Origin of the sequence: Bacillus alkalisoli (genome assembly GCF_002797415.1) — a bacterium.
Taxonomy (GTDB): domain Bacteria; phylum Bacillota; class Bacilli; order Bacillales; family Bacillaceae_I; genus Bacillus_CD; species Bacillus_CD alkalisoli.
The window spans coordinates 2,777,108-2,799,014 of sequence record NZ_KZ454944.1; the positions used below are offsets into that span (position 1 = coordinate 2,777,108).

At 34.8% G+C, this 21,907-nt stretch carries 22 protein-coding genes; 2 read left to right on the forward strand and 20 right to left on the reverse strand.

What is annotated here, in order from left to right; translation table 11 throughout:
* Positions 1–365: 365 nt before the first annotated feature.
* The 6 genes from CDZ89_RS13855 to CDZ89_RS19990 form a co-directional block, all read right to left on the reverse strand.
* Complete coding sequence (locus CDZ89_RS13855; RefSeq protein ID WP_100333832.1) at positions 366–713, reverse strand: DUF4260 domain-containing protein; 348 nt, start codon at positions 711–713, stop codon at positions 366–368.
* 61 nt (positions 714–774) lie between these two features.
* Positions 775–1,089: an Mpo1-like protein gene (locus tag CDZ89_RS13860; RefSeq protein ID WP_096155038.1), complete on the reverse strand. Its 315-nt coding sequence runs from the start codon at positions 1,087–1,089 to the stop codon at positions 775–777.
* Positions 1,090–1,129: 40 nt separating this feature from the next.
* Entirely contained in the window at positions 1,130–1,978 is an 849-nt protein-coding gene (locus CDZ89_RS13865) for a M55 family metallopeptidase (RefSeq protein WP_100333833.1), read from the reverse strand.
* Positions 1,979–2,121: 143 nt separating this feature from the next.
* A complete protein-coding gene (locus CDZ89_RS19725; protein ID WP_157842741.1) occupies positions 2,122–2,274 on the reverse strand; it encodes a hypothetical protein in 153 nt (50 codons plus the stop codon).
* Positions 2,275–2,281: 7 nt separating this feature from the next.
* A complete protein-coding gene (locus CDZ89_RS13870) occupies positions 2,282–2,530 on the reverse strand; it encodes a hypothetical protein (protein WP_096155040.1) in 249 nt (82 codons plus the stop codon).
* Between the two features lie 77 nt (positions 2,531–2,607).
* A complete protein-coding gene (locus CDZ89_RS19990; protein WP_198508242.1) occupies positions 2,608–2,892 on the reverse strand; it encodes a hypothetical protein in 285 nt (94 codons plus the stop codon).
* Positions 2,893–3,100: 208 nt separating this feature from the next.
* Here CDZ89_RS19990 and CDZ89_RS13880 point away from each other — a divergent pair, with 208 nt between their 5' ends.
* Entirely contained in the window at positions 3,101–3,622 is a 522-nt protein-coding gene (locus CDZ89_RS13880) for a hypothetical protein (RefSeq protein WP_100333834.1), read from the forward strand.
* Between the two features lie 39 nt (positions 3,623–3,661).
* Here CDZ89_RS13880 and CDZ89_RS13885 read toward each other — a convergent pair whose 3' ends face one another.
* From CDZ89_RS13885 to CDZ89_RS13910, 6 genes are all read right to left on the reverse strand, one after another.
* Positions 3,662–4,183 carry a type 1 glutamine amidotransferase domain-containing protein gene (locus CDZ89_RS13885; protein ID WP_100333835.1) on the reverse strand — a complete coding sequence of 174 codons (522 nt, stop codon included), beginning with the start codon at positions 4,181–4,183 and terminating at the stop codon, positions 3,662–3,664.
* Between the two features lie 271 nt (positions 4,184–4,454).
* Entirely contained in the window at positions 4,455–5,744 is a 1,290-nt protein-coding gene (locus CDZ89_RS13890; protein WP_100333836.1) for a hypothetical protein, read from the reverse strand.
* On the reverse strand, positions 5,731–6,258 hold the full coding sequence (locus CDZ89_RS13895; protein WP_227521509.1) for an RNA polymerase sigma factor: 528 nt from the start codon (positions 6,256–6,258) through the stop codon (positions 5,731–5,733). The genes CDZ89_RS13890 and CDZ89_RS13895 overlap by 14 nt, the downstream gene beginning before the upstream one ends.
* 277 nt (positions 6,259–6,535) lie before the next feature.
* Complete coding sequence (locus CDZ89_RS13900) at positions 6,536–9,574, reverse strand: efflux RND transporter permease subunit (protein WP_100333837.1); 3,039 nt, start codon at positions 9,572–9,574, stop codon at positions 6,536–6,538.
* 305 nt (positions 9,575–9,879) lie between these two features.
* Complete coding sequence (locus CDZ89_RS13905) at positions 9,880–10,599, reverse strand: YebC/PmpR family DNA-binding transcriptional regulator (RefSeq protein WP_096155044.1); 720 nt, start codon at positions 10,597–10,599, stop codon at positions 9,880–9,882.
* Positions 10,600–10,729: 130 nt separating this feature from the next.
* On the reverse strand, positions 10,730–11,515 hold the full coding sequence (locus CDZ89_RS13910) for an RDD family protein (protein WP_096155045.1): 786 nt from the start codon (positions 11,513–11,515) through the stop codon (positions 10,730–10,732).
* 155 nt (positions 11,516–11,670) lie between these two features.
* On the opposite strand from CDZ89_RS13910, the gene CDZ89_RS13915 reads away from it, so the two are divergent.
* Positions 11,671–12,648 carry a stage II sporulation protein M gene (locus CDZ89_RS13915; RefSeq protein WP_096155046.1) on the forward strand — a complete coding sequence of 326 codons (978 nt, stop codon included), beginning with the start codon at positions 11,671–11,673 and terminating at the stop codon, positions 12,646–12,648.
* A gap of 257 nt (positions 12,649–12,905) precedes the next feature.
* Here CDZ89_RS13915 and CDZ89_RS13920 read toward each other — a convergent pair whose 3' ends face one another.
* From CDZ89_RS13920 to CDZ89_RS13955, 8 genes are all read right to left on the reverse strand, one after another.
* Entirely contained in the window at positions 12,906–14,264 is a 1,359-nt protein-coding gene (locus tag CDZ89_RS13920; protein ID WP_096155047.1) for a DUF58 domain-containing protein, read from the reverse strand.
* Positions 14,215–15,144, reverse strand: coding sequence for an AAA family ATPase (locus CDZ89_RS13925; protein ID WP_096155048.1), 930 nt, complete (start codon positions 15,142–15,144; stop codon positions 14,215–14,217). The genes CDZ89_RS13920 and CDZ89_RS13925 overlap by 50 nt, the downstream gene beginning before the upstream one ends.
* The gene (locus CDZ89_RS13930; protein ID WP_100333838.1) at positions 15,141–16,274 is read right to left on the reverse strand and encodes a DUF4350 domain-containing protein; all 1,134 of its coding nucleotides are present in this window, start codon (positions 16,272–16,274) and stop codon (positions 15,141–15,143) included. The genes CDZ89_RS13925 and CDZ89_RS13930 overlap by 4 nt, the downstream gene beginning before the upstream one ends.
* A gap of 5 nt (positions 16,275–16,279) precedes the next feature.
* A complete protein-coding gene (locus tag CDZ89_RS13935) occupies positions 16,280–16,927 on the reverse strand; it encodes a DUF4129 domain-containing protein (RefSeq protein WP_100333839.1) in 648 nt (215 codons plus the stop codon).
* Between the two features lie 133 nt (positions 16,928–17,060).
* Positions 17,061–17,984 carry a hypothetical protein gene (locus tag CDZ89_RS13940; RefSeq protein ID WP_100333840.1) on the reverse strand — a complete coding sequence of 308 codons (924 nt, stop codon included), beginning with the start codon at positions 17,982–17,984 and terminating at the stop codon, positions 17,061–17,063.
* Positions 17,985–18,193: 209 nt separating this feature from the next.
* Positions 18,194–20,062 carry a PTS fructose transporter subunit IIABC gene (locus tag CDZ89_RS13945; RefSeq protein ID WP_100333841.1) on the reverse strand — a complete coding sequence of 623 codons (1,869 nt, stop codon included), beginning with the start codon at positions 20,060–20,062 and terminating at the stop codon, positions 18,194–18,196.
* A 15-nt stretch (positions 20,063–20,077) separates the two neighbouring features.
* The gene (gene pfkB / locus CDZ89_RS13950; protein WP_100333842.1) at positions 20,078–20,989 is read right to left on the reverse strand and encodes a 1-phosphofructokinase; all 912 of its coding nucleotides are present in this window, start codon (positions 20,987–20,989) and stop codon (positions 20,078–20,080) included.
* Positions 20,986–21,735 (reverse strand): DeoR/GlpR family DNA-binding transcription regulator, encoded by a 750-nt coding sequence (locus tag CDZ89_RS13955; protein WP_096155054.1) that lies wholly within the window; start codon positions 21,733–21,735, stop codon positions 20,986–20,988. Before CDZ89_RS13955 ends, pfkB begins: the two co-directional genes overlap by 4 nt.
* Between the last annotated feature and the right edge of the window lie 172 nt (positions 21,736–21,907).

Here is a 21,907-nt window from a genome sequence, read left to right on the forward strand (position 1 = left end):
TAACCCACTGTTTATTACTATTATTGCTCATTTAGATATCAAAGGCGAAAAGTTTAAAACTTAATCTCTGATGTTGACCTAGCGAACAAAAATAATTCTTCTTAAATATAACATAAGATATCTAGAAAAGCAAATTTTTTTAAAAAAATCATACATTATCTTTAATTTTTTGTATTAAAACTATCTTAAGTTGGGCATCTTTCCATACTGTGGTGTATTTATTAAAAAAATTTCTCATCTAGTTAAGTCATAAAGACTTTTATTCTCTGAATCTAGATAAAGAAAGATCGATTTTTATTTGTTCATTCATAATTCAACCTTCTTTTATCTTACTTTCCTTCGATTATTGGTAAGTACCTTTTCAATTATACTCGACTTAGATGAGTATCTTTAAAATGCGTTGGATATTTCAAACCATATCCTAACATTCTATCCATTCCAATATGTGCAAACCATATTAAACTTAAAGCTATCAATATTTCACTTTTGAAAATCACTCCAATTATTAATAACATAATAGGAACTAAATAAGTATGAAACAAATTATACGATAGTGCACCTATCTTATTATTGACTATATATCCTACCATTGAAATGTCTGGGGTAAATAATAAAATGAAAAATAATAGCCAACTATATGAACCATGGGCATAAAAATAAATACTAGCTAAAAGTACAAAAGATCCCTCTAAATGTAATAGCAATTTAGTCATTCTATACTCACCATCCTTTATATTAACTTTCCTGCAGCTGATTGCTAAACTATATATTATTTTAATCTAATGGAGGAAGGACTCTTTTAGAAAATAATAGTTGAAACGTCAAAAGAAAAAACCATAAAAAGCCCGCATAGAAACCTAACAGTGGATATTTAAAAGAAGCTGGTTTGTTTTTCTCATAGTAAAAGTGACCAATCCACGAAAAAGTATAATGCAATAGTGCTAATATAATTGTTACATATATATTAATAAATAAAAATATCCATCCTAAAAAGGCAAACAAAAAAGCAAAATAATGAAGCACTTGATTTGCTTTATGTTTATGAGCTTTTTGATAATTTACTAGATCTCTTTGGATTCTACTCCACATGGTTTTCTCTCTTTTCACAAGTTTTTCTAAAAGTTCTTCTTTAGGCGTTTACATTTCCTAGAACACCGTTCGTTGCTGTGATAGCGATAATAACGCAACCCCACATATGTTTATACGCTGTTACCATATCATCACAAGTAAAGGTAATTCGCTTTGGACTGATTAATTCTACTGTAGGTAACGTTGTTGTCATAAGAGCTTGGTTAGACCCTTTAAATTCAATTTCAAATGTTACTGGCCCTTCTGTTTTTAAAGGTTTATAGTTTGCTATGTTTTTTGTAGCTAGTTCTGCTTTTTCTCGAATGATCTGCTGTGCTTTCTCAGGATGAATGAGCTCAGAAGCAAAGCGATCAATTCCTCTTTTCACAATCGCCGCTTCCACGTTTGGCAATGTTTCTTTTACTTCTGCTACATAAGCATCATCGCCAGAAATAAATATAGTTGGTACATCGAATGAACCAGCTACCATTGCATTCATTTCCGTTTCCCCGACTACCTTTCCATTTATCTTCATTTCATTCACACAAATACCAGCTAGTGTATGACTAATAATGGCTCTTTCTGAACCACCCTCACGCCCATGATGTCCGACGAACATAATCGCATCAAACGTTTCGTCTAATCCTTCTAATTGACACATAACACGATTGCTTCCTTGTACGAGAGTTGCTCTTGAATCTAACTCTTCTATAAAAATATTAGACATGTTACCATGTCCATCAGCAACTACAACCTCTGTTGCTCCACCTTTAAAAGCTCCTTCAATCGCAGCATTTACATCTTGTGTCATTAACTTTCGAAAACGTTGATACTCAGATGGTGTTTTTAATTGTTGATTTGTTGCAACACCTGAAACACCTTCAATGTCAGCTGAAATAAATATTTTCATATTATGTATGGACCCTCTTTCTGTATGACTATTTAAAATTTTCTTTATTTTAATAATATAATTATTTTTCTTATGAGGCAACACACAAGGTATAGGCTTTTCAAAAAAATAAATCCGCGAGTTACATATGCACTCGCGGATTTTTAATGGGTTTGGATTTTACTTTCAATAAGCTGATTACGGTCATCGTTAGGTTCATCATTTTGCATTACATTATTAATGAGTAAATTCAGTCCAATGAATAGTACTATCGTCCAAAACCACCACTTTTGATAAAAATGTTTCTTCCTTGACATTTACATATTACCCCAAGAGTTGCTCTTCTTCATTATCATTAAGCAGTGCTCTTTTAGGGTTTAATGGAGTTAATTCATTTTTTCTTAGTAGGTATTGTAAATGTTTTACTGGCATAGAGCCATGACCTTTACCTTTTCCTAGTGTAAACTGCACTGTTTCACCACTATGGCGTAACACCGTTAATTTTTTGGATGAATTAAAAAAACCATTACTTCCATTATTAATTTCAAAGACTGTTCCACTTTCGATTTGCATGCATCATTCTCCCTTACAAGGTTGTTAGTTCTATTCTTTCTGTTGGAAGAGATTTGCATACATATTTTTTACAAAAATTAGTAACTACAACCACTAACCAGTATTGCAAACAACAAGCCAATTCCTCCTAGGATAAGACTTGCCTTGGCAAAATTCTTTAAATTTTCATTATGATTGCCAAATGCTAAAACAAACAACGCAATTATATTGATAATCGGAATTGCTAAAACAATAATAACAACAATCCAAACTCCAATAGAGACAACTTCATTATCTACATATCTGCTACGGTCATAATCCCTATCATAATTATTGTAGTTTGAATCATTTTTAACAGGAACGTTATAGTGCTGATGGTCCATGAATATCCCCCTTAACATCATCTTTACCATTATTATACAAAATAAGAGTAATTCCTTTTAAAACCGAAGTCACACTTGGATATTTCCCGAGAAATATCAATGTTTTTGTCGAATAAACAAACCAACTCCTTATTTCCAAAAAAATATTGACTAATACAATTTATATGTAATGGTAAAATTTAACAGTATTAAAACTGGAGGGATATCATTGAAAAGAATTTCGGATCGAAAGATTAAAACATTGTCTACTATTTGCCTCGTTTTACTTTTCCTTCTGTTCACGTCTGTATATTTTTATAAGGTAGAAAGAGACAAAGTGCAAAAAGTAAGCCTACTTCTATATTTGGAACAAGTGGAATATAAAATGGTTTTAATTCCATTATTTACTGGCCTTGTTAGTGAAGAGTTTAATTGGGATGATGAGGAGTTTTTAGTGGAACTAAATAGATTGTTTAATGAACTACAATACGGACTATTTATATCAAGTACATATACAGGAATTTTATCAGAAGACATTTTAGAAAAAGGGTATAGACTCATTCCAATTTTGTCCCCTCTCACTACAATCGGAAATAATCCAAAAGAAAAAATAGATCCGATACAGAAAGAAAGGGTAGTTAATTTTTCAAAGAAAGTTTCTTACTGCTTTGAAAATACCAGCAATTCTTGGACAGAGATTGAAAATAAATTAGATTGTTTACTTGACGATGAATTTATCACTTTATATTAATAAAAGGAGTCACAGTTTATACCTGTGGCTCCTCTTGGATTATTTTTCTAACATCTTAATAAACTCTCTCATATAATCAGGTAAGTCCGGTGGGCGGCGACTTGAGATGATATGTCCATCAACGACTACTGGCTCATCCACCCATGTAGCACCTGCGTTCATCATATCGTCTTTAATCCCTGGAGTGCTTGTTACCGTTTTTCCTTCAAGAATTTTAGCGGATATAAGAACCCATCCAGCATGGCAAATTTGTCCGATAGGTTTTTGATGTTCGTCCATTACTCGAACCATGTTTAACACTTCATCAAACCTTCTTAATAGATCCGGTGACCATCCACCTGGCACTAAAATAGCATCATACTCATTTGGGTTTACGTCTTTGAAAGCATAGTCTGACATGATTGGTACTCCATATTTTCCTATATATTTTTCTTTTGCTTTTTCTCCTACGATGTCAACAGTTGCTCCTTCTTCACGAAGTCGTAAAACTGGATACCATAATTCTAAATCTTCGAAGTCATTGCTTACAATTTGAATAACTTTTTTTCCAGCTAGTTTCATTTTTCTTCCTCCTTTAATATGTATGCTTTTATCGTGACATTATCCACTGTTAATAGCAAGTATTCCTCTATTTAATACCCTTATTGTATTTAACATACTCTTACCAAAATATTCTCTATTGTACTTATTGTTCTATCGTGCTATAGTTATAGAGCGATGAGCTGAGTTGCATAAGTCGAACATCACGCCTTTTTGGCAAGGCACTATGTGGAGTGCTGATGTCTCGCCGCAATACGCAAAAAGACACCTGTTTACAGGTGTCTTTTTTATGTTATTCATTCAGATATGGCAGAATATCTTCTAGTTCAACTGTATTTACTAACACTTTTTCATGATCAAGTATCACATACGCTGGGTAATGTTCAATGTTAAAAAGTTGTTTTTCTTGATCTGGTGGGACGCTTATGAAAGAAACGATGTACATGTTATTTTTTTCTTTATGAAGGAGAGTGTTAATTTCCTTTTGAATCTCAATACCTATCTCCCCTCCGAGATCTTCCCCTATATAAATGTAAAGTGCATACTTTCCTTCTTCTTTCGCATATAACCTTTCTAGATAATCTTCATTAGGTATTTCTACTACTTGTATTCTCTTAGCGGTGTATAATGGATGATTTTCATACCCTCTATCTTGTTGATTAACTGCGAGTTTCGTCCACTCTGAGATAAATGGTTCTTTTGTCCACACATTTAAATAAAATTCATATAAATTAACATCATTTAGAGAGATTTCATTTCCATTCTCATCGATGATCTTTGTTTCCTCTTGTATTTGTAGCCTATACGCTTCCCATTCACTTGGTATTTGCAACTCATTCGTTCTATTATCGTTTACGATTGCAAGGTACATATTATCACCTTTTAATTGTGAAGAGAGAATGGCTTGAAAGCTCGGGTTAACTCCACTATCTATAGTTTCTTTTTGTAGTAAGATTTGATTCTGAAATTCTTCAAGAATTAAAGGTGCATCTTGTTCCATTACTGAGCCGATAGAACCTAGATGTATTTGAAGGTGAAAATGGTCGTCACCGTAGGAAAAGTAGTAATGAAGTTTTTGAACTAAATTAGGTTGTTTAATATGTTCACGCAAAAATAACGTATCAAAGTGTTCATTCGTCATCTCTTTCGTTTCGTGAATGGCACCTATTGCTTTTCTTCTAGCAAATTCCTCAGTTGAATTTGTAACCATGAAGCTACCTACTGAAGAGCCGAATTTATTTTGGATGTACCAAAACTCTTCGTTTTTCTCTATTTTCAATTCATTCTTTATTAATGTAGGAAATTCTCCCTCATGAAAAACATACTCCTTTTTCGTATCTGTCCCTTTACCATTCTGATTTTCCATATAGAATAATGTTGCTATGAATCCTCCAATGCATAGTAAAACGATAACGGAAACAGTTGGTACTAGCTTGTTGACTGATTGAATAAACCCTTTAGGTTGTTCAATGCTGTGCAATAACTGGTCATATACTTCCGTTTTGTCGCTCTCTTTTAACTCCACTTCCTTAAGTCGAGCAAAGTTCTTATCCCAATCATTTCTTTTATCAGATTGCATCATGAGTGTATCCCTCCTTTATCATTTCCTCTTTTAAAGACTGGAGTGCACGGTGCAAAGTCGTTTTCACTTTACTTTCCGACCAATTTAAAATCTCTGCTGTTTCTTGAACAGAGAGCTCTTTAATTTTTCTCAATATAATTACTTCTTGATAAGGTGCTTTGAGTTTTTTGATAGATTTGTATAGTTGTTCTTCATTTTCTCCAAGTTGAGATATTTGGGCTGGACATTTATCATTCGATGGAAAAATAGCAAATGAGTTTAACATATATTTTATTGGCTTCATTTTTCTCATATAATCGATCGTTACGTTCCTAGCAATACGATACAGCCAATTTTTTACGCTTGTTTTTCCTTGAAAACTTGCAGCGTGTTGATACGCTTTTAGGAATGTATCGTGCATTAAATCTTTCGCTTGCTCATTGTCACCAGTTAAGTACAGAATGAATCGGTATATGTCATCACTGTACTCGTGGTACCATTCTTTCACTTTTTGTTTACGGTACGAATCATCCAATTGTTATGGCACCTCATTTGCTTGTATAGTTTGTTTTCGGCTTAAAGACGGATGAAGAGGGAAAAGGTTACATTTCTTATATAATATTTTAGCATTTTGATAAATGTGGATGTATTTTCAAATTCATGGATATTTAACTAGATTTCTGGATATATTTATTTTACCGTTGATAATAAGGTAATTTACGGATAACTAAATAATTCATCTCCAATAAACATAATAAAACCCTCTGCTAGGTACCATTTTACCTTTACAGAGGGTTCTAAGCTTTATACTTTTATGCTTCTATTGACTTTTCATTGCGTTGTTTTCTTTTAACCAGTCTTCTTACGCCTCTTCCTAAGTCATGAAATAGCATATATACTGCTGGAATTAATACTAGCGTAATAAGTGTAGCAAACAGCAGCCCTGATATAACAACCGTTGCTAATGGAGCTTGGTAACTGCTTGCAGCTCCTCCTGATAATGCAAGAGGAAGCATTCCACCAATTGTTGTTAAGGTTGTCATAAAAATTGGACGCATGCGATTCATACCTGCCTCTACAATTGCTTCGTGAACTGATTTTTCTTCCACTCTTAACTGCTTTGCACGGTCTATCAAAAGAATAGCATTATTTAAAACAATCCCAATCAACATGATAACACCCATACCTGACATAATACTTAATTCACGTTGAGTTAGTAATAGCCCTAGGATAACACCTGTAATTGTCATTGGAATAATTGTCATAACAATGATTGGGTGTAATAGATGATTAAACTGAACAGCCATTACAACGTACACTAAGAAGATAGCAATAGATAAAATGACTAGCATATCTTGAATTGCCTCTTGTTGTTCTTCTAAATTTCCACTTACTGATACTGTGTATCCAGCAGTTGTTTCAAAAGAATCCACCACACTTTGAACGTCACGATTGATGGAACCGAGGTCGCGCCCTTCTATATCTGCTAATATTTTCACGACACGCTTTCCTTCTTTACGATCAATTTGTGTTGGTGCTTGAACAGTTTCTAACTCAATATATTTTGAAAGTTTTTGATTACCTGTAGGCGTTAGTATTTCTTCATTTAACAAATCAGATTTCTTTGTTATCGTTTTGTCTGGTGCAATTAAAATTGGTGTAGAATTTTCATCTTGTAGTAAACCAATTGGCATTGTGGAAGACAATGCATTTAATTGACCAAATAGTTGTAATGGTGTAATACCATCTTTTTTCATCTCATCTTCTTTTAGAACGATTAATTGTTCTTCTAACATTTTGTCCATGGAAGTTGTTGTACCAACAATTCCATAAACTTTACTTATTTCGTTCGCTAATTCAGATGAAATTTTCTCCAATTCTTCTAAACTATCGCCTGTTACTTCAAGCTGAACTGGATAACTTGCTCCCATTCCCATTGCGGAAGTTACTCCTACAACTGGGAAATTCTCTTCTAGACTACGAAGTGAGGACATAATTCTTTCATTTATTTCGTCTTGGCCTAACGTTGCCTCTTCTTCTGGTGTCATGTTAATTAAAATAAACATAAATTCGATCTGATCCAATACAAAGTGGCTTGTTAGATCTGGTACGTCATTTAATTGCACATTAATTTCTTTAGCAAGTTCATCTTTTTCTTGAGGTGATATTCCACTTTCAAGCGTTATCATTACTTCTGAATATCGATTGTACATATCAGGCATAATGGTCATTGGAACTTTCGTAATTAATGCTAAAGAACCGATGAACATAAGGAAAAAGGCGAAAATTACTCCTAAACGACGGCGCTTCTTACCCGACATCCACGTGATGATATTTCCATATGATTGAATGATCCGGCTTTCTTTCTTTTGCTGTTGACGTTTCGTAAGTTTCAAGAAATTTTCGGATAAAGTTGGTATAAGCGTAAAGGAAACGACTACTGAACTTACTAGTGTTACAATAACGACAACAGATAAGATCATCATAAACTTACCTGCTTCTCCACCTAGTAATCCGATTGGTAAAAATACGACTATCGTCGTTAACATCGATGCTATAACAGCAGAAGCAACTTCACTTACACCTTTAAGTACTGCTTCTTTATTTGGGATTCCTTGTTCCTTTTTACGATAAATCGACTCTAAAATTACGATAGAAGCATCGACCATCATACCTATTCCAAGTCCTAATGCAATTAGACTAAGCATGTTGATACTGTAGCCTAGGAACCACATGCAAGAGAATGTTAATAAAATAGATAGAGGTATGGAAATTCCTATAATAATCGTTGCTCTTATATTTCTTAAAAACAAGAAGAGTATGACTATCGCCAATAAACCACCAATTAAAATATTACTAGTCACTCCATCTACTGCATCTTTTACATAATCAGCTTGGGCTACAATTTCATTAAATTGAAAACCGGTAACAAGCCCCTCATCCTTAATCTTTTGTACTTCCGCACGTATAGCCTCTGCCATTTCAATCTGTGTTGCTCCATTTACACGACCTATTTGAACAAGTACAACTTCTTTACTACCATTTTTCCACACACCAGAAGAAATTTCTCTTACTTGTAAGTTAATAGTAGCAAGTTCTTCTAACGTTTTAACTCCGTCCATTGTTGGTATTAATATATTTTTTATGTCATCAAGGGATTGTAACGAAGTAATCCAACGGATAGTAGGTTCATTTGTTTCTTCTTTTAATTCTCCGAGCGAAGTGATTAAGTTAGACTGCTGAATTGTTCCAATAATTTGTTGTGCGTCTACTCCGTATTTTTGTAATTCATCGCTTTTTAGTTGAATAATAATTTCGTTTTCTTCTAATCCATCGAATCTTACTTCTCTAACTTCTGGTAAAGCTTCTAATCTAGGTTTTACAACATTTTTAGAGAAGCTTGTTATCTCATCCATATTTCCGTTAGATAGTTCCATAAAAAACTCAAAAGGTTGATTCATAGATATTTGGAACGTTCCGATGTTTTGAATACCTTGGATTTGATTTTTGAGAGGGAGTATTGCTGCTTCAATATTTTTATGAATCTCATCCCCTCTACCTTCTTCCACCATAACTGTAATGGAAGAACTTCCAATATGTGATTGAGAGGAGTGTGATTCTACTCCTTCTATACCACTTAATATTTGTTCAATCGGCTTCGTTATCTTATCCTCTACATCAAGAACTGCCATTTCACCTGCGTCCACTTGCACAATCGTCATGTCAAACGAAATAGGCGGCATTAATTCTTGATCTAACTTGTTCATAGAATAAAGACCAATCATCAAAACAAAAATAACCATAAGTCCAACTGCAATCTTTCTCTTTAAAATAAACTCCAATATCGACATCTTCGTTTCTCCCCTCATTTGAGTCCGTTTCATAATGTATGGCTACTCATCGATCCTTAAATATGAAATTAACTCAATTACCAAAATTAAGTATTTTTTCCAACCCCACATTGATTATATGACGTTAATCCTAAAAAAAATAGTACCTTTACAAAAAATACAAACAGAGACGTAACCTCATATCCGACCAAAGACTTAGACGAAAATATTTCAAAGAGGTTACAGGCGCCAGGCACCTGTAAAATTCTTGAAATAAAAAGACACCAGGTCGAATGATTCGAGCCTAGCGTCTTGTTCATTAATATTTATTCACTTAAGTCAACGTTATGGTACACACGTTGTACATCATCTAAATCTTCTAATGCATCAATTAACTTCTCAAATTGTGCTTGACCATCTTCTGGTATTGTTACATCGTTTTGAGCTAACATAGTTAATTCGGCAACTTTGAAGTCTGTAATTCCAGTGTTCTTGAAAGCTTCTTGCATTGCGTGGAATTGGTCTGGCTCTCCATAAACAATTACCATTTCATCTTCTTCTAAAATATCGCGAGCATCAACGTCCGCTTCCATTAGAAGCTCTAAAACTTCATCTGCCGTTTTCCCTTCAACTGCAATAACAGCTGTAGCATCAAACATATAAGCTACAGATCCACTTACACCCATGTTTCCACCGTTTTTACCAAATGCAGCTCGAACTTCAGAAGCAGTGCGGTTTACGTTGTTAGTTAATGTATCGACGATAATCATAGATCCATTTGGTCCGAACCCTTCATAACGAAGCTCATCGTATCTTTCATCAGATGACCCTTTAGCTTTATCAATGGCACGATCAATAATATTTCGAGGTACGTTGTATGTTTTTGCACGTTCAAGTACAAATTTAAGTGCTTGGTTTGATTCTGGATCAGGCACACCTTGCTTTGCTGCTACATATATTTCAAGCGCAAACTTAGAATACACTCTACTCGTATTTGTATCTTTTGCAGCTTTCTTTTCTTTAATATTGTTCCATTTACGACCCATACTGTTCCACTCTCTTTCAAACTCTATAAAAATGAATAAAGTAAAATTAAATTTATATTAGATGAGATAGTCTCAACTATTTCTTATTATATACCTGTTTGTAGTTGTTTGTTAAGTCCTATCCAATTTTCTATAATTCAAACTCCCATTCTTCCTTCAATATTAAATACAACGCCAACAAATCATTTTCCATTTGCATATACCTTTTTGTGGAATGGTCTATTCCAGCTTTAGGAAGCAATATCTCTGCAATTTTCCTAGTCATTCTATCACGTTCTAATTCTGGTAAAAACAGAAAACGTTCGTAATACGTTTTCAACAAATTCCAATCTTTTTGTTTAAAGCTTTTTATCGTCCAATCGTCTAAAATTAAGCTTTCTTTCGTGATACGACGGTCTTCTAATATTCCATCCATCTTCGTCTTTCTTTTTTTCCCCGGACGCTCATGAACAACAATTGTTCCTGCAACGATATCTCCAATTCTCTTATGTTTAGAATGGAAAAAGATCATAATGATGCCAAGAAAATAATTAGCTGGTAAACTATCAATAATTCTTAATAAATTTCGTACGGCACTTGCTAGCAACGTAATACTATGGCCATTTTCTTGAATAACTCTTATTCCTACTATCTTTTTGCCAATTGTTCTTCCACCTGTAAAGTATTCAAAAGCAAAAAAGTAGCCCCATTGAATGGCAAAAGTAATGACAATAACTATCGCAACAAATGTTCCTGAAAAATTAGAAATGTCAAAACCTAAAATCATCATGAATACGCCAAAAAACAAAAGTAAGTATACAATGATTATTAATAATTGATCTAAAATAAATGCTGATGCCCTACTCCCTAGCCCAGCTGGCTCAAACTGAATGGACACAAACTCAGGGGTTTTTATATTTACATTCTCTTCATGCATTTTTTAACCTCTTTTCTCGATGCTACTGTTTCTATTTTTCTAAAAAATTACTATAATGGAAATAGTATAATAATAGAGAGCGTTTCATCATGTAAAACTATTAATCGAAAAGGAATAACAATATTAATTCTATACTACAATTAGAAGGTGCATTTATGAATCTTAATCAGTTTATTAAGCAACATAGAAACGAATGGAGTCTTTTAGAGAACTCCATAAATCTTATTTCTAAAAACCGTCGAAATTCGGCTAACGACATTGACCAGTTCCATCGCCAGTACGAAAAAGCTGCACAACATCTTTCTTATAGTCAAACTTTTTTTCCTAATGAAGACATCACTAGATATTTGAATGAGTTAGTTTCTAAAGCTCATAATCTATTATACAAAGATCAAGTTTCTAGTTTTAAGCAAGTGAGAGAGTTCTTTAGTACGACATTTGTTCGCTTGTTAGCGGAGCAGTGGAAGTTTGTTTTTATCGCCATGGTTCTATTAACGTTAGGTGGGATTGGAGGTTTTTTTGCTGTTTGGCATGACCCACTTACTGCCTATACGTTATTACCTGCCAATATGATACAAAGCATTGAACCTAGTAGCCTTACCGATAAAGAAGGAACAGTAGAAGCCTCCCTCTTCTCTGCCTCTATTATGACGAATAATATCCAAGTTGCATTTATTGCTTTTGCAGGCGGAGTTACATTTGGTTTGTTAACAGCTTATATTCTTATCTTTAACGGCGTCCTTGTTGGTGCAATTGCTGCAATTTTTTGGCACGCTGGTATGACTTATGAATTTTGGGCTTACATTGTTCCACATGGGATGATTGAACTAACTGCTATTTTCATTGCTGGTGGTGCAGGCTTGTTAATGGGATACAAATTGTTTGTACCTGGACGCTATTCTAGAGGCTATCAATTAAAGGTACAAGCTAAAAGGTCCGTTCAATTGCTGATAGGTACTATTCCATTGTTTATTATTGCAGGAATAATAGAAGGATTTATTACGCCTGCAAAGCTATCATTTGAGGCTAAGTATTTAGTTGCTTTTGTTACGGTTATTGGTTTGATTCTTTATGCTGTTATTGGATTGCATTTGAATAAAAGAAAAAACAAATGGAAACCGGCTGAGGAATGAGCCGGTTTTTTATGAATTTAAACACTACTGTTGATTTCCGCGCAAGGCTTCGCTTTCTGCGGGCGTGTCTAGGTCTAGCGGCTAGCTCCTCGAGTCATAAACCATGGTCATCTCGAGGACAAAGAACGCCCTCAAGCTCCCCCTGTCTTATGCTAGTCGGAGCTGAACGAGCCGCTTTCATTTTTCGTGGCGCCGTGGAGTCTCAGCCTTGCACGGAAATTAACAAGGTAATAATATTTAAATATCAACACTAAGCATTATAACAACCCTCTATTCAGCATGTCGATGTAGTGAGAGACGGCGACGGTGGCTAGGTTTTCTTCTTTTGTTTCTATCATTGGTAAGCCTTGTTTTTCCCATCGAAGCTTTTCTCTTTTTTTACGTAGCAACTGCTTTTGAGCCATGCTTTTTTCCATCGCTTTTTGCAGTGTGTCTGGTTCTTCCTTAGATTTCGCTGCGAGCATTTCGTCTTCTACACCTACCATGAAAAATAAGTGCCTTTTTCTTAGACGAACTAAGTAGTACATAGTGCTTTCTTCAAATAAAAAAGTACGCACATCACTAAATAGTAACAAAAGGCTTCTCTTTTTTTGTACAGTTTGTAAATAGTTTAGGACTGCACCATAATTGGATTCATATGCATCCACTTCTAAATGATAAATAGACTTCAAAATCGTTTGTAGGTGTGGCATCCCTTTTGCAGGCGGAACATATACTTTTACTTCTTTTGAAAATGCTAGCACACTTACATAATCCCCATTTCGCAATGCTGCTGTCGCTACTGTTACCGCCGCTTCTAACGACTTTTCCAAACGGTTACCCGTATTAAGTTCAGCACCCATCATTCGTCCACAATCTATTAATATCGTAATGTTTTTTCCATGTTCAGGTTCGTATTCATTTGTCATCACTTCACGTAACTTGGCTGTTTGGCGCCAGTTTATTTTCCGCGGATCATCACCGATGGCATATGTTCTTATTTTAGAAAACTCACCACCATTACTTACTTGTTTCCTAATTTTAGCACCTTCATGAAGTAAGTATTTCTGCGCATTTTCTAAGTAACTTTTTGATTCTGTTAGATCTGGTATAACTTTGATGTTCCCCTCTAATTGTACTGCCGTTTGCTTTTTCCAAAGGCCTAGCTTACTAAAATATCGAACATACAGTTTCGATAGAGAATAGTTTCCGCGAATAGTCGCAAGCGTTTCATAGATTAAAGATGTGCTTTTCTCCCTCTCTGCTATCCCTTTGAGTGGAAATGGACGTTGAAATGATTGTGGAAGATCGTCAAACATTTCAAACTTTATTGTATGATTCGAAAAATTTTGTATGGAAATATGGACGTCATACTTTATACCACGCTCAAGTTCGCTAGTCATTTCTCGTTTAAACTTTAATTTCTCTTTTTTGGGAGACAGTAGTAAATCAATTAAAGTTAAAGAAATAAACAACACATTTAAGATAAAAATCTCAAGCCACCCTATCCCAAAAAAGGTAAGAAGAAATAGTATGGACGAAAGTATTCCATACAAAACTACTAGTTTCTTCGTTGGAACTATGCCTTTATCGCGGAACAGGAATCGACCCGACAAGTTCTTCCATAATTTGATCAACAGTCGTCCCCTCCAATTCTACATGTGGAGATAATTGGATACGGTGTCTTAAACTTGGTCGTGTCACCATTTTCACATCATCCGGTGTGACGTAATCACGACCTGAGAGATACGCCCAAGATTGAGCAGCTTTGCCAATCGCAATTCCTGCCCTTGTACTAGCTCCAACCGTAATCATTTCAGTTTCACGTGTTTTACGAACAATTTGCATGATATAATCTAGTACACTATCATTTAGCGTAACGTTTTCAATCTCTTTTCTAATAGTTAAGAAAGTTTCTAAGTCGAGTGTTTGTTCTACCTCATGTAATTGCATTCTATTTTCCATCACTTGTTTTAGCACATTCTTTTCTTCTTCAAAAGATGGAAAATTAATTTTCAACTTGAATAAAAAACGGTCTTGTTGAGCTTCTGGTAACGGATATGTACCTTCGTACTCAATCGGGTTTTGTGTGGCAACAACAAAGAAAATTTCTGGTAATGGATATGTCTCGCCTTGAATGGTTACTTGTTTTTCTTCCATCGCTTCTAGGAGAGCAGCTTGTGTTTTTGCTGGAGTACGGTTGATTTCATCCGCTAACAGAATGTTTGTAAAAACTGGACCTTTTAACGTTTCAAAATTATTATCCTTCAAGTTGTAGATAGCACTTCCGGTAATATCACTAGGAAGCAAGTCAGGCGTAAATTGAATTCGTTTGAAATCTCCGCCTAGTAATCTAGCAAGTGTACGCACCATTTGTGTTTTCCCAGTACCGGGAACACCCTCTAACAAAACATGTCCTCCCGCTAGAACAGCAGACAACAATAGTTTAATATTCGTACTTTGTCCAAGTATTCTATGTTCATATCTTTCTAGTAGCAATGCTAATTTCGGATTCATTCCCCTTCAACCTCTTTTCTTAAATTATCTATTCTTTTAGACCAGCTTAAATAATCTTTTTTACTTAAATGAGTATCGTCTAAAACTTTCTCCATTCCATTTATAAAATTACGTTGTTCTTCTTTTGTCATTCGTTTACACTTTCGCTCAAGTTGGTCTTCTGTATCTTTCCAACTTTTAGAAAAAGGAATACCCCATTTTTCTTGTAGCAATAATTTCACGTATTCTACTTGTACATGTAATGATTCATGGTAGCTACGCCCCTGTAAATTCCATGCGGATAATGCTTTAATGCTTTCGTCACTAAATCGTACTGATTCTTCTCTAGCCACTAATATTGGACCGAACCTTTTACCTCTTTTCCACAATATAAAGGAAGTTAGTAAAATCCCTTGAATTAACAGAAAAGTAAACCAAAGTGGATAAGCACGGACGTAGTTCATAAAGCCCTTTGATTGATGAATGTACTCATCAAACAAAACCTTGTCAAAAGTAAGTTCATTAAATAAAGATAGAAGTAAAGGCAAATGGTCGTCTTTTAAAATCAACTTGTTCGTCATCCATTGAGGAGTATTTGCTATAATCAACGTACCGTTTCCAACATGTCGCTTAATGGCAATTACTCCTACTTGATCATTCAGTAGGACTTTATCTGTATTTGCTGGCATTAACCTTACAAATGAATAAATATCCGCCATAAATTCTTTTCCATCATTGTCGGTTACCGTTGTGAACATTTCCTCACTCATATCTCCTGGAATAATCTTTGTTGACAAATCAAACATGTCCTTTGGATTATTTTGTAATAATAAAATAGAATTGCCATTGGCTAAAAATTGTTCGTATTTTACGAACTCTTCAGAACTAGGCATGAAAAACGGTTCCACCATTATTAATAGATTACCAGCTGAGGTAGGAAGTAATTCTGGTGAATGGTTCCAGGTTGTCACTTCAAACTCTTTCTCCAAATATGTATAAATGGCCTTTACCCCTGTAGGTGATGGAGAGTTCGATACATATGGTGGATATTGTTCCCGACTAGTTGGGGATGTCATAAAACTAATGAAGAGAAACAGTAATAAAAGTAGCAGGAGCCATAGCCATGATTGTTTCAAGATTCTTTTTTGCATCAGTGTTATGACTCCTTTCCGTCTTCTTTATTGTGCATATTTTTTTCTAGCCAACTTGCCACTTCTTTTGCAAAAGGTTCATATTCTTCTGGCTTAATTCTTCGTTCACCGTATGTTGCTTCATCAAACAGAAGGACCATTTCCTTAAAAAATGTCGCAGCATCACGGTTAACTTTTAATAACTCCTCATAATACTCCCAGTTTGTTTTCCAAATTTTCGCCTTGAGCCATTCTTGCTCATGGAAAAATAATAGAATAGCTAAAAAGGAATGACGAGTCGCTTTTGTATAGTGCATATTTTCTTCTTGACGTTTTGCTTCTGCTAAATGCATTTCTGACGTCCATTCTAATTCGTGTGAAGAGTAAACTGGAGCATTTTTTCCTGCCTTACTTCTTCTACTAAAGGATGGATTCATATAAACTAACACAATGATTGCTACTATTATTAATATAATAATAAGGAAGTAGATAAATAGTGTTGAGGAGAGACCTGTTGCCCCCATATTTCCAAAAACAGAGGCTAGCATTTCATTTATCCACTCTTGAATTCTCGCCCACATTTTTTCAAGAAATGTTTGGTTATAGTATGCTTGATATTCTTGTTCGCTTACTATTTTTTCTAGTTCATTTCGCACTTCATTTGTTTGTTTCATTTCATATCACCTAACTTTATGTAGGACTGTTTTTTGCTTAGTTAATTAACGGAATGAAGCGGGCTTTCCTTCTTATTGGAAGGGGCCCGCTTTTATGTTATTTCATTCAATAAGATCTTAGTTTTGATGAAATTTAAACAGTTTTACTATTATATTCTTCGATCATATCTTTTAAATCATCGCCATCATGACGAATCTTTAAATCGAAGAAGACTACTGCAAATCCAATACCGAATATCATCGTCGTAAACGCAGTTAGAACATCTTGAATTAATGTAAATAACACACTGTTACCAAGTAATGCGCCAAACGCTATCTCTACTGCAAATCCAATGGCAAGAATGATTAAGGTAAAGATAATATACAGACCAATAATATTCCAAACTCTACCTCTAGTTAAGTTCCAGCTTCTCGTTAAACCAGGAGATTCATAATCAATAACAACGGATCCGATATAGAAACTCCATCTAGTTAATAGATAGAAGATTGGGATTGCTGCAGCTAGAAAAATAATAAATGTAAAAATGATGCTAGCTACTGGCCCCATCATAAATGCAGAGAATGTAATCATAAAAATTCCAATAACAGCAACTGTTATGAGCCCCCCTGTTATAAGACCATAAAGAATACTACTCCCAAGAATTGCCCAAAAGCGTGAAAATGCTCCTTTTACTACTGTTCCAAATGTAAAGTTCTCATTTTTACGAAGGTGATTTATTCCTAAAAGTATAGCTGCATATAATAATGGATAAATGATTAATGAAATAAAATCAACGAATCCTATTAATACGTCAGCTCCAGTTAACGGAACTACTTCATCCGACATCATATCTTCTCCAAATGAAGATAAAATACGGTCTAGCCAACCTTCCCCTACACCAACTTCACGTATGAAGCTTGTTCCAGTAGACAATCTTGCTAAAGCTTTAATCAAGAAGAATGGTCCGAAAAACAGTAAAGAAACAAAGAAAAATACTTTAAAATGGCTTTTACTTAACTTAAAAGTTACATCCAAAATTTCACCAAATCGCTTCGGCCTATTTAACTTACTAATCACAATATACCGTCCCCTTTTCACATAATTCAAATATGTAATATATTGCTATATTAATATCCTATTATTGTACCATCAAATAGAAAAAAGTAGTGTAAAAATTTCATAAACTTTCAAATTATTACAAATTCATTTCAGGTGCCTGGCACTTGTAATATGATTGAAATACAAAAAGGAGAAGAGTCAAAGTGAGAGACTCTTCTCCAAGATGTTTATGCTGTTGCTTGTTTTTTTAGTAAACCTACCATTAATGCTGTAATTACTGTACCGATTGCAATTGCTAACACGTATAGTGCTATGCTACCAGTAACGATTGGAATAACGAATATTCCTCCGTGAGGTGCTGGTAATCCAATACCGAATAACATAACTAGTGCACCTGAAACAGCTGACCCTACAACAAGGGAAGGTATAACACGTAATGGATCTGCAGCTGCAAACGGAATCGCACCTTCTGTTATAAACGTTGCCCCCATTACGTAACATGTTTTACCTGCTTCACGCTCTTGTTTATTGAATTTCTTCTTAAATAATGTCGTTGCTAATGCTAACCCTAGTGGTGGAACCATACCTGCTGCCATAATCGCTGCATGTGGAGCGAAGTTTCCTGCATCAATCATCGCGATTCCGAATGTAAATGCTGCTTTATTAATTGGTCCACCCATATCAATTGCCATCATCGCTCCTAAAAGCAATCCTAAAAACACTAAGTTACCAGAACCAAGTCCACCTAACCAAGATGTTAATCCATTATTAAATGCTTTTAATGGTGTAACAAGCCATAGCATCATCATTCCTGTAATAAAAATTCCAAATAAAGGATATAGTAATACTGGCTTTATTCCTTCTAATGATGCTGGAAGTCCTTTTAAGGCATATTTCAAACCAAGAACAATATATCCTGCTAAGAATCCTGCAATAATACCACCTAAAAATCCTGCTTCACCAGTTGCGGCAATTAATCCTCCAACCATACCTGCTGCAAGTCCAGGGCGATCAGCAATACTCAAAGCGATAAATCCTGCTAACACAGGTATCATTAGCCCAAACGCATTTCCACCACCAATGGTCATTAACGCTTCAGCAAACCAATGATAATCAGGATGACTTGGATCAAATGCTTCAATTCCAAACATAAAAGATATCGCGATTAATATTCCTCCACCAACAACAAATGGAAGCATGTTAGAAACACCATTCATCAGATGTTTATAAAATCCTGAACGTTCTTTTACCCCTTCTGTTTTTGCAGATGATTTATCAGTACCAGTATAAACTGTACCATCTCCCTTGCTAGCCTTGACTAAAAGTTCTTCTGGTTTTCTAATGGCTTGTGCTACTGGAACTTGAATAATTCTCTTTCCATGAAAACGTTCCATATCGACATGTTTATCTGCTGCCACAATAATTCCTACAGCTGAGTCTATGTCTTCTGCTGTTAATTCATTTTTCACACCACTTGAACCATTTGTTTCCACCTTAACAGTAAATCCTAATTCTTTTGCTTTATTTTTCAGAGCATCTGCAGCCATATAAGTATGAGCGATACCTGTAGGACAAGCAGTAACAGCTAAGATTATTCCAGTTGAGGTTACATTTACCTCTACAACTTCTTCTTGGAATAATTCTTTTTCCTTATAATCTATTAAATTAATAATCTCGCTTTTAGAAGTAGCTCTTACTAACTTGTTGCGAAAATCTACATCCATTAACATAGATGATAGTCTAGATAGTGTCTCTAAATGAGCATTATTAGCTCCTTCACTCGCTGCTATCATAAAAAATAAGTGACTTGGTTGGCCATCTAACGCTTCATAGTCTACTCCCTGCTTGGAGCGTCCAAAAGCAATTGCCGGAGTTTTAACAGCGTTTGTTTTAGCATGCGGAATAGCTATACCTTCTCCAATACCAGTAGTACTTTGAGCCTCACGAGCCAAAATTGCTTCTTCAAATTTTCGCTTATCTTCTAATTTCCCAGCAGAATCTAACGTATTCACTAACTCTTGAATCACATTACTTTTTGAAATTGAACTTAGTTCTAATTTGACCGTTTGTTCTGTTAATAAATCAGTGATTTTCATTGATAATCCTCCTTTTTATACAACTTCTATATTTATTTTTTCTAGTAAACTTTGCACTTGGAATTTTTGGCATAAATCATTTGAAAAAGCAGTAGCGCTTCCTGCAGCAACTCCATACTGTAATGCTTCTTTAACATTTCCACTAATAGAATATCCTGCTAAAAATCCTGCTACTAACGAATCACCTGCGCCAACAGAGTTCTTCACTTCTCCTTTTGGTGCTTTTGCTACGTACACTCCTTCACTTGAATAAAGTAGTGCACCATCTCCAGCTAAGGAAACGATAATGTTCTCGACACCTTGCTCATGAATCTTCGCCGCGTACATTATTGCTTCTTTCCTATCTTTAATTTCTACTCCAAACAAATCTCCTAATTCATGATGGTTTGGCTTAATTAAAAATGGTTTATAAGCTAATATATTTTTTAGCGTTTTTCCACCAGTATCAACGACAACTTTTACGTTTTTTAATGCGCACTTCTTTATTAAGTCTACATACATTGTGGATTTCATTGTTTCAGGAATGCTACCTGCTAAAACAACTACATCACCTTCTGTAATCCTAGCAAACTGACGTAGGAACAGTTCCATTCCTTCTTCATTTACTATCGGACCAGCTCCATTTATCTCTGTTTCGCTTTCTGCTTTTAACTTCACGTTAATGCGAGTTTTGCCAGCCACTTCTACAAATCGTTCTTTAATATCTTCTTCAAGCATTTTTTCTTTAATAAATTCACCTGTAAAACCAGCGGTAAATCCTAATGCTGTATTTGGTACACCTAGACGTGTTAATACGCGAGATACATTGATACCTTTTCCACCTGGATAGTACATTACTTCTTGTGCTCTGTTCACTGTACCCTCTTGAAATAAATCTACCTTCATCACATAGTCAATGGATGGATTTAACGTTACTGTATATATCATGTTGCCACCACCAATGTTGTTTTTTCTGAAAATGCTTTGTAAACTTCATCTTCTATATTGCTAGTAATTAATGTGGCTTCTTCCAAATTAATGATCTTAGCAAATGTAACTTCATTTATTTTCGTTTCGTCTGCCACTACGAAAGACTGTTGAGCCAATTTAATGGCTAAGTTTTTCAAATGAGCTTCTTCTGGGTCTGGGGTTGTGTACCCTGCCTTTAAATGCACACCATTTGCTCCGATGAAAGCCTTATCAAAATTGTACAGCTGTAAACTTTGACTAGCTTTACTTCCAATAATTGCTCCAGTTTTATTTTTCATAAAACCGCCGACAATATAAGTAGGGATACCTTTATCCATTAATAACTGAATATGGTCATACCCATTCGTTACAACCGTGATATTTTTTTGTGTTAAATGTGGGATGATATGATATGTCGTGGATCCAGCGTCAAGAAAAATACAATCTCCTTCGCTTACAAACTCTGCCGCTTTTTTGGCAATAAGTTGTTTCGCCTCTAAATTCCGGGATGATTTTTCTAATAGTGTCGGTTCTTCACCTTTTTGATGAAGCTTCGCCGCACCACCATGAACACGTTTTAGTTTATTTTCTTCTTCTAATTGACTTAGATCTCTTCTAATCGTAGATTCAGAAGCGCCTGTTTCTTCTGTTAATTCTTGTATTTTTACAACATTTTTATGTTGAATTAAATCTAATATCTTTTTTTGTCTTTCTGGCGTTAGCATATAATCACCTTTTTGTATTGTTTTGTAGTGCTTACTTTTATTGTAATGTAAACCTTTACAAAAATCAATCAAAATCAATCAATATATTTCATTTTCAATCAAAAACAATCACAAACTATCATTAATCACTCTTACTTTTAGTGATTATTTGTAACTTTTAGGTTATAACACG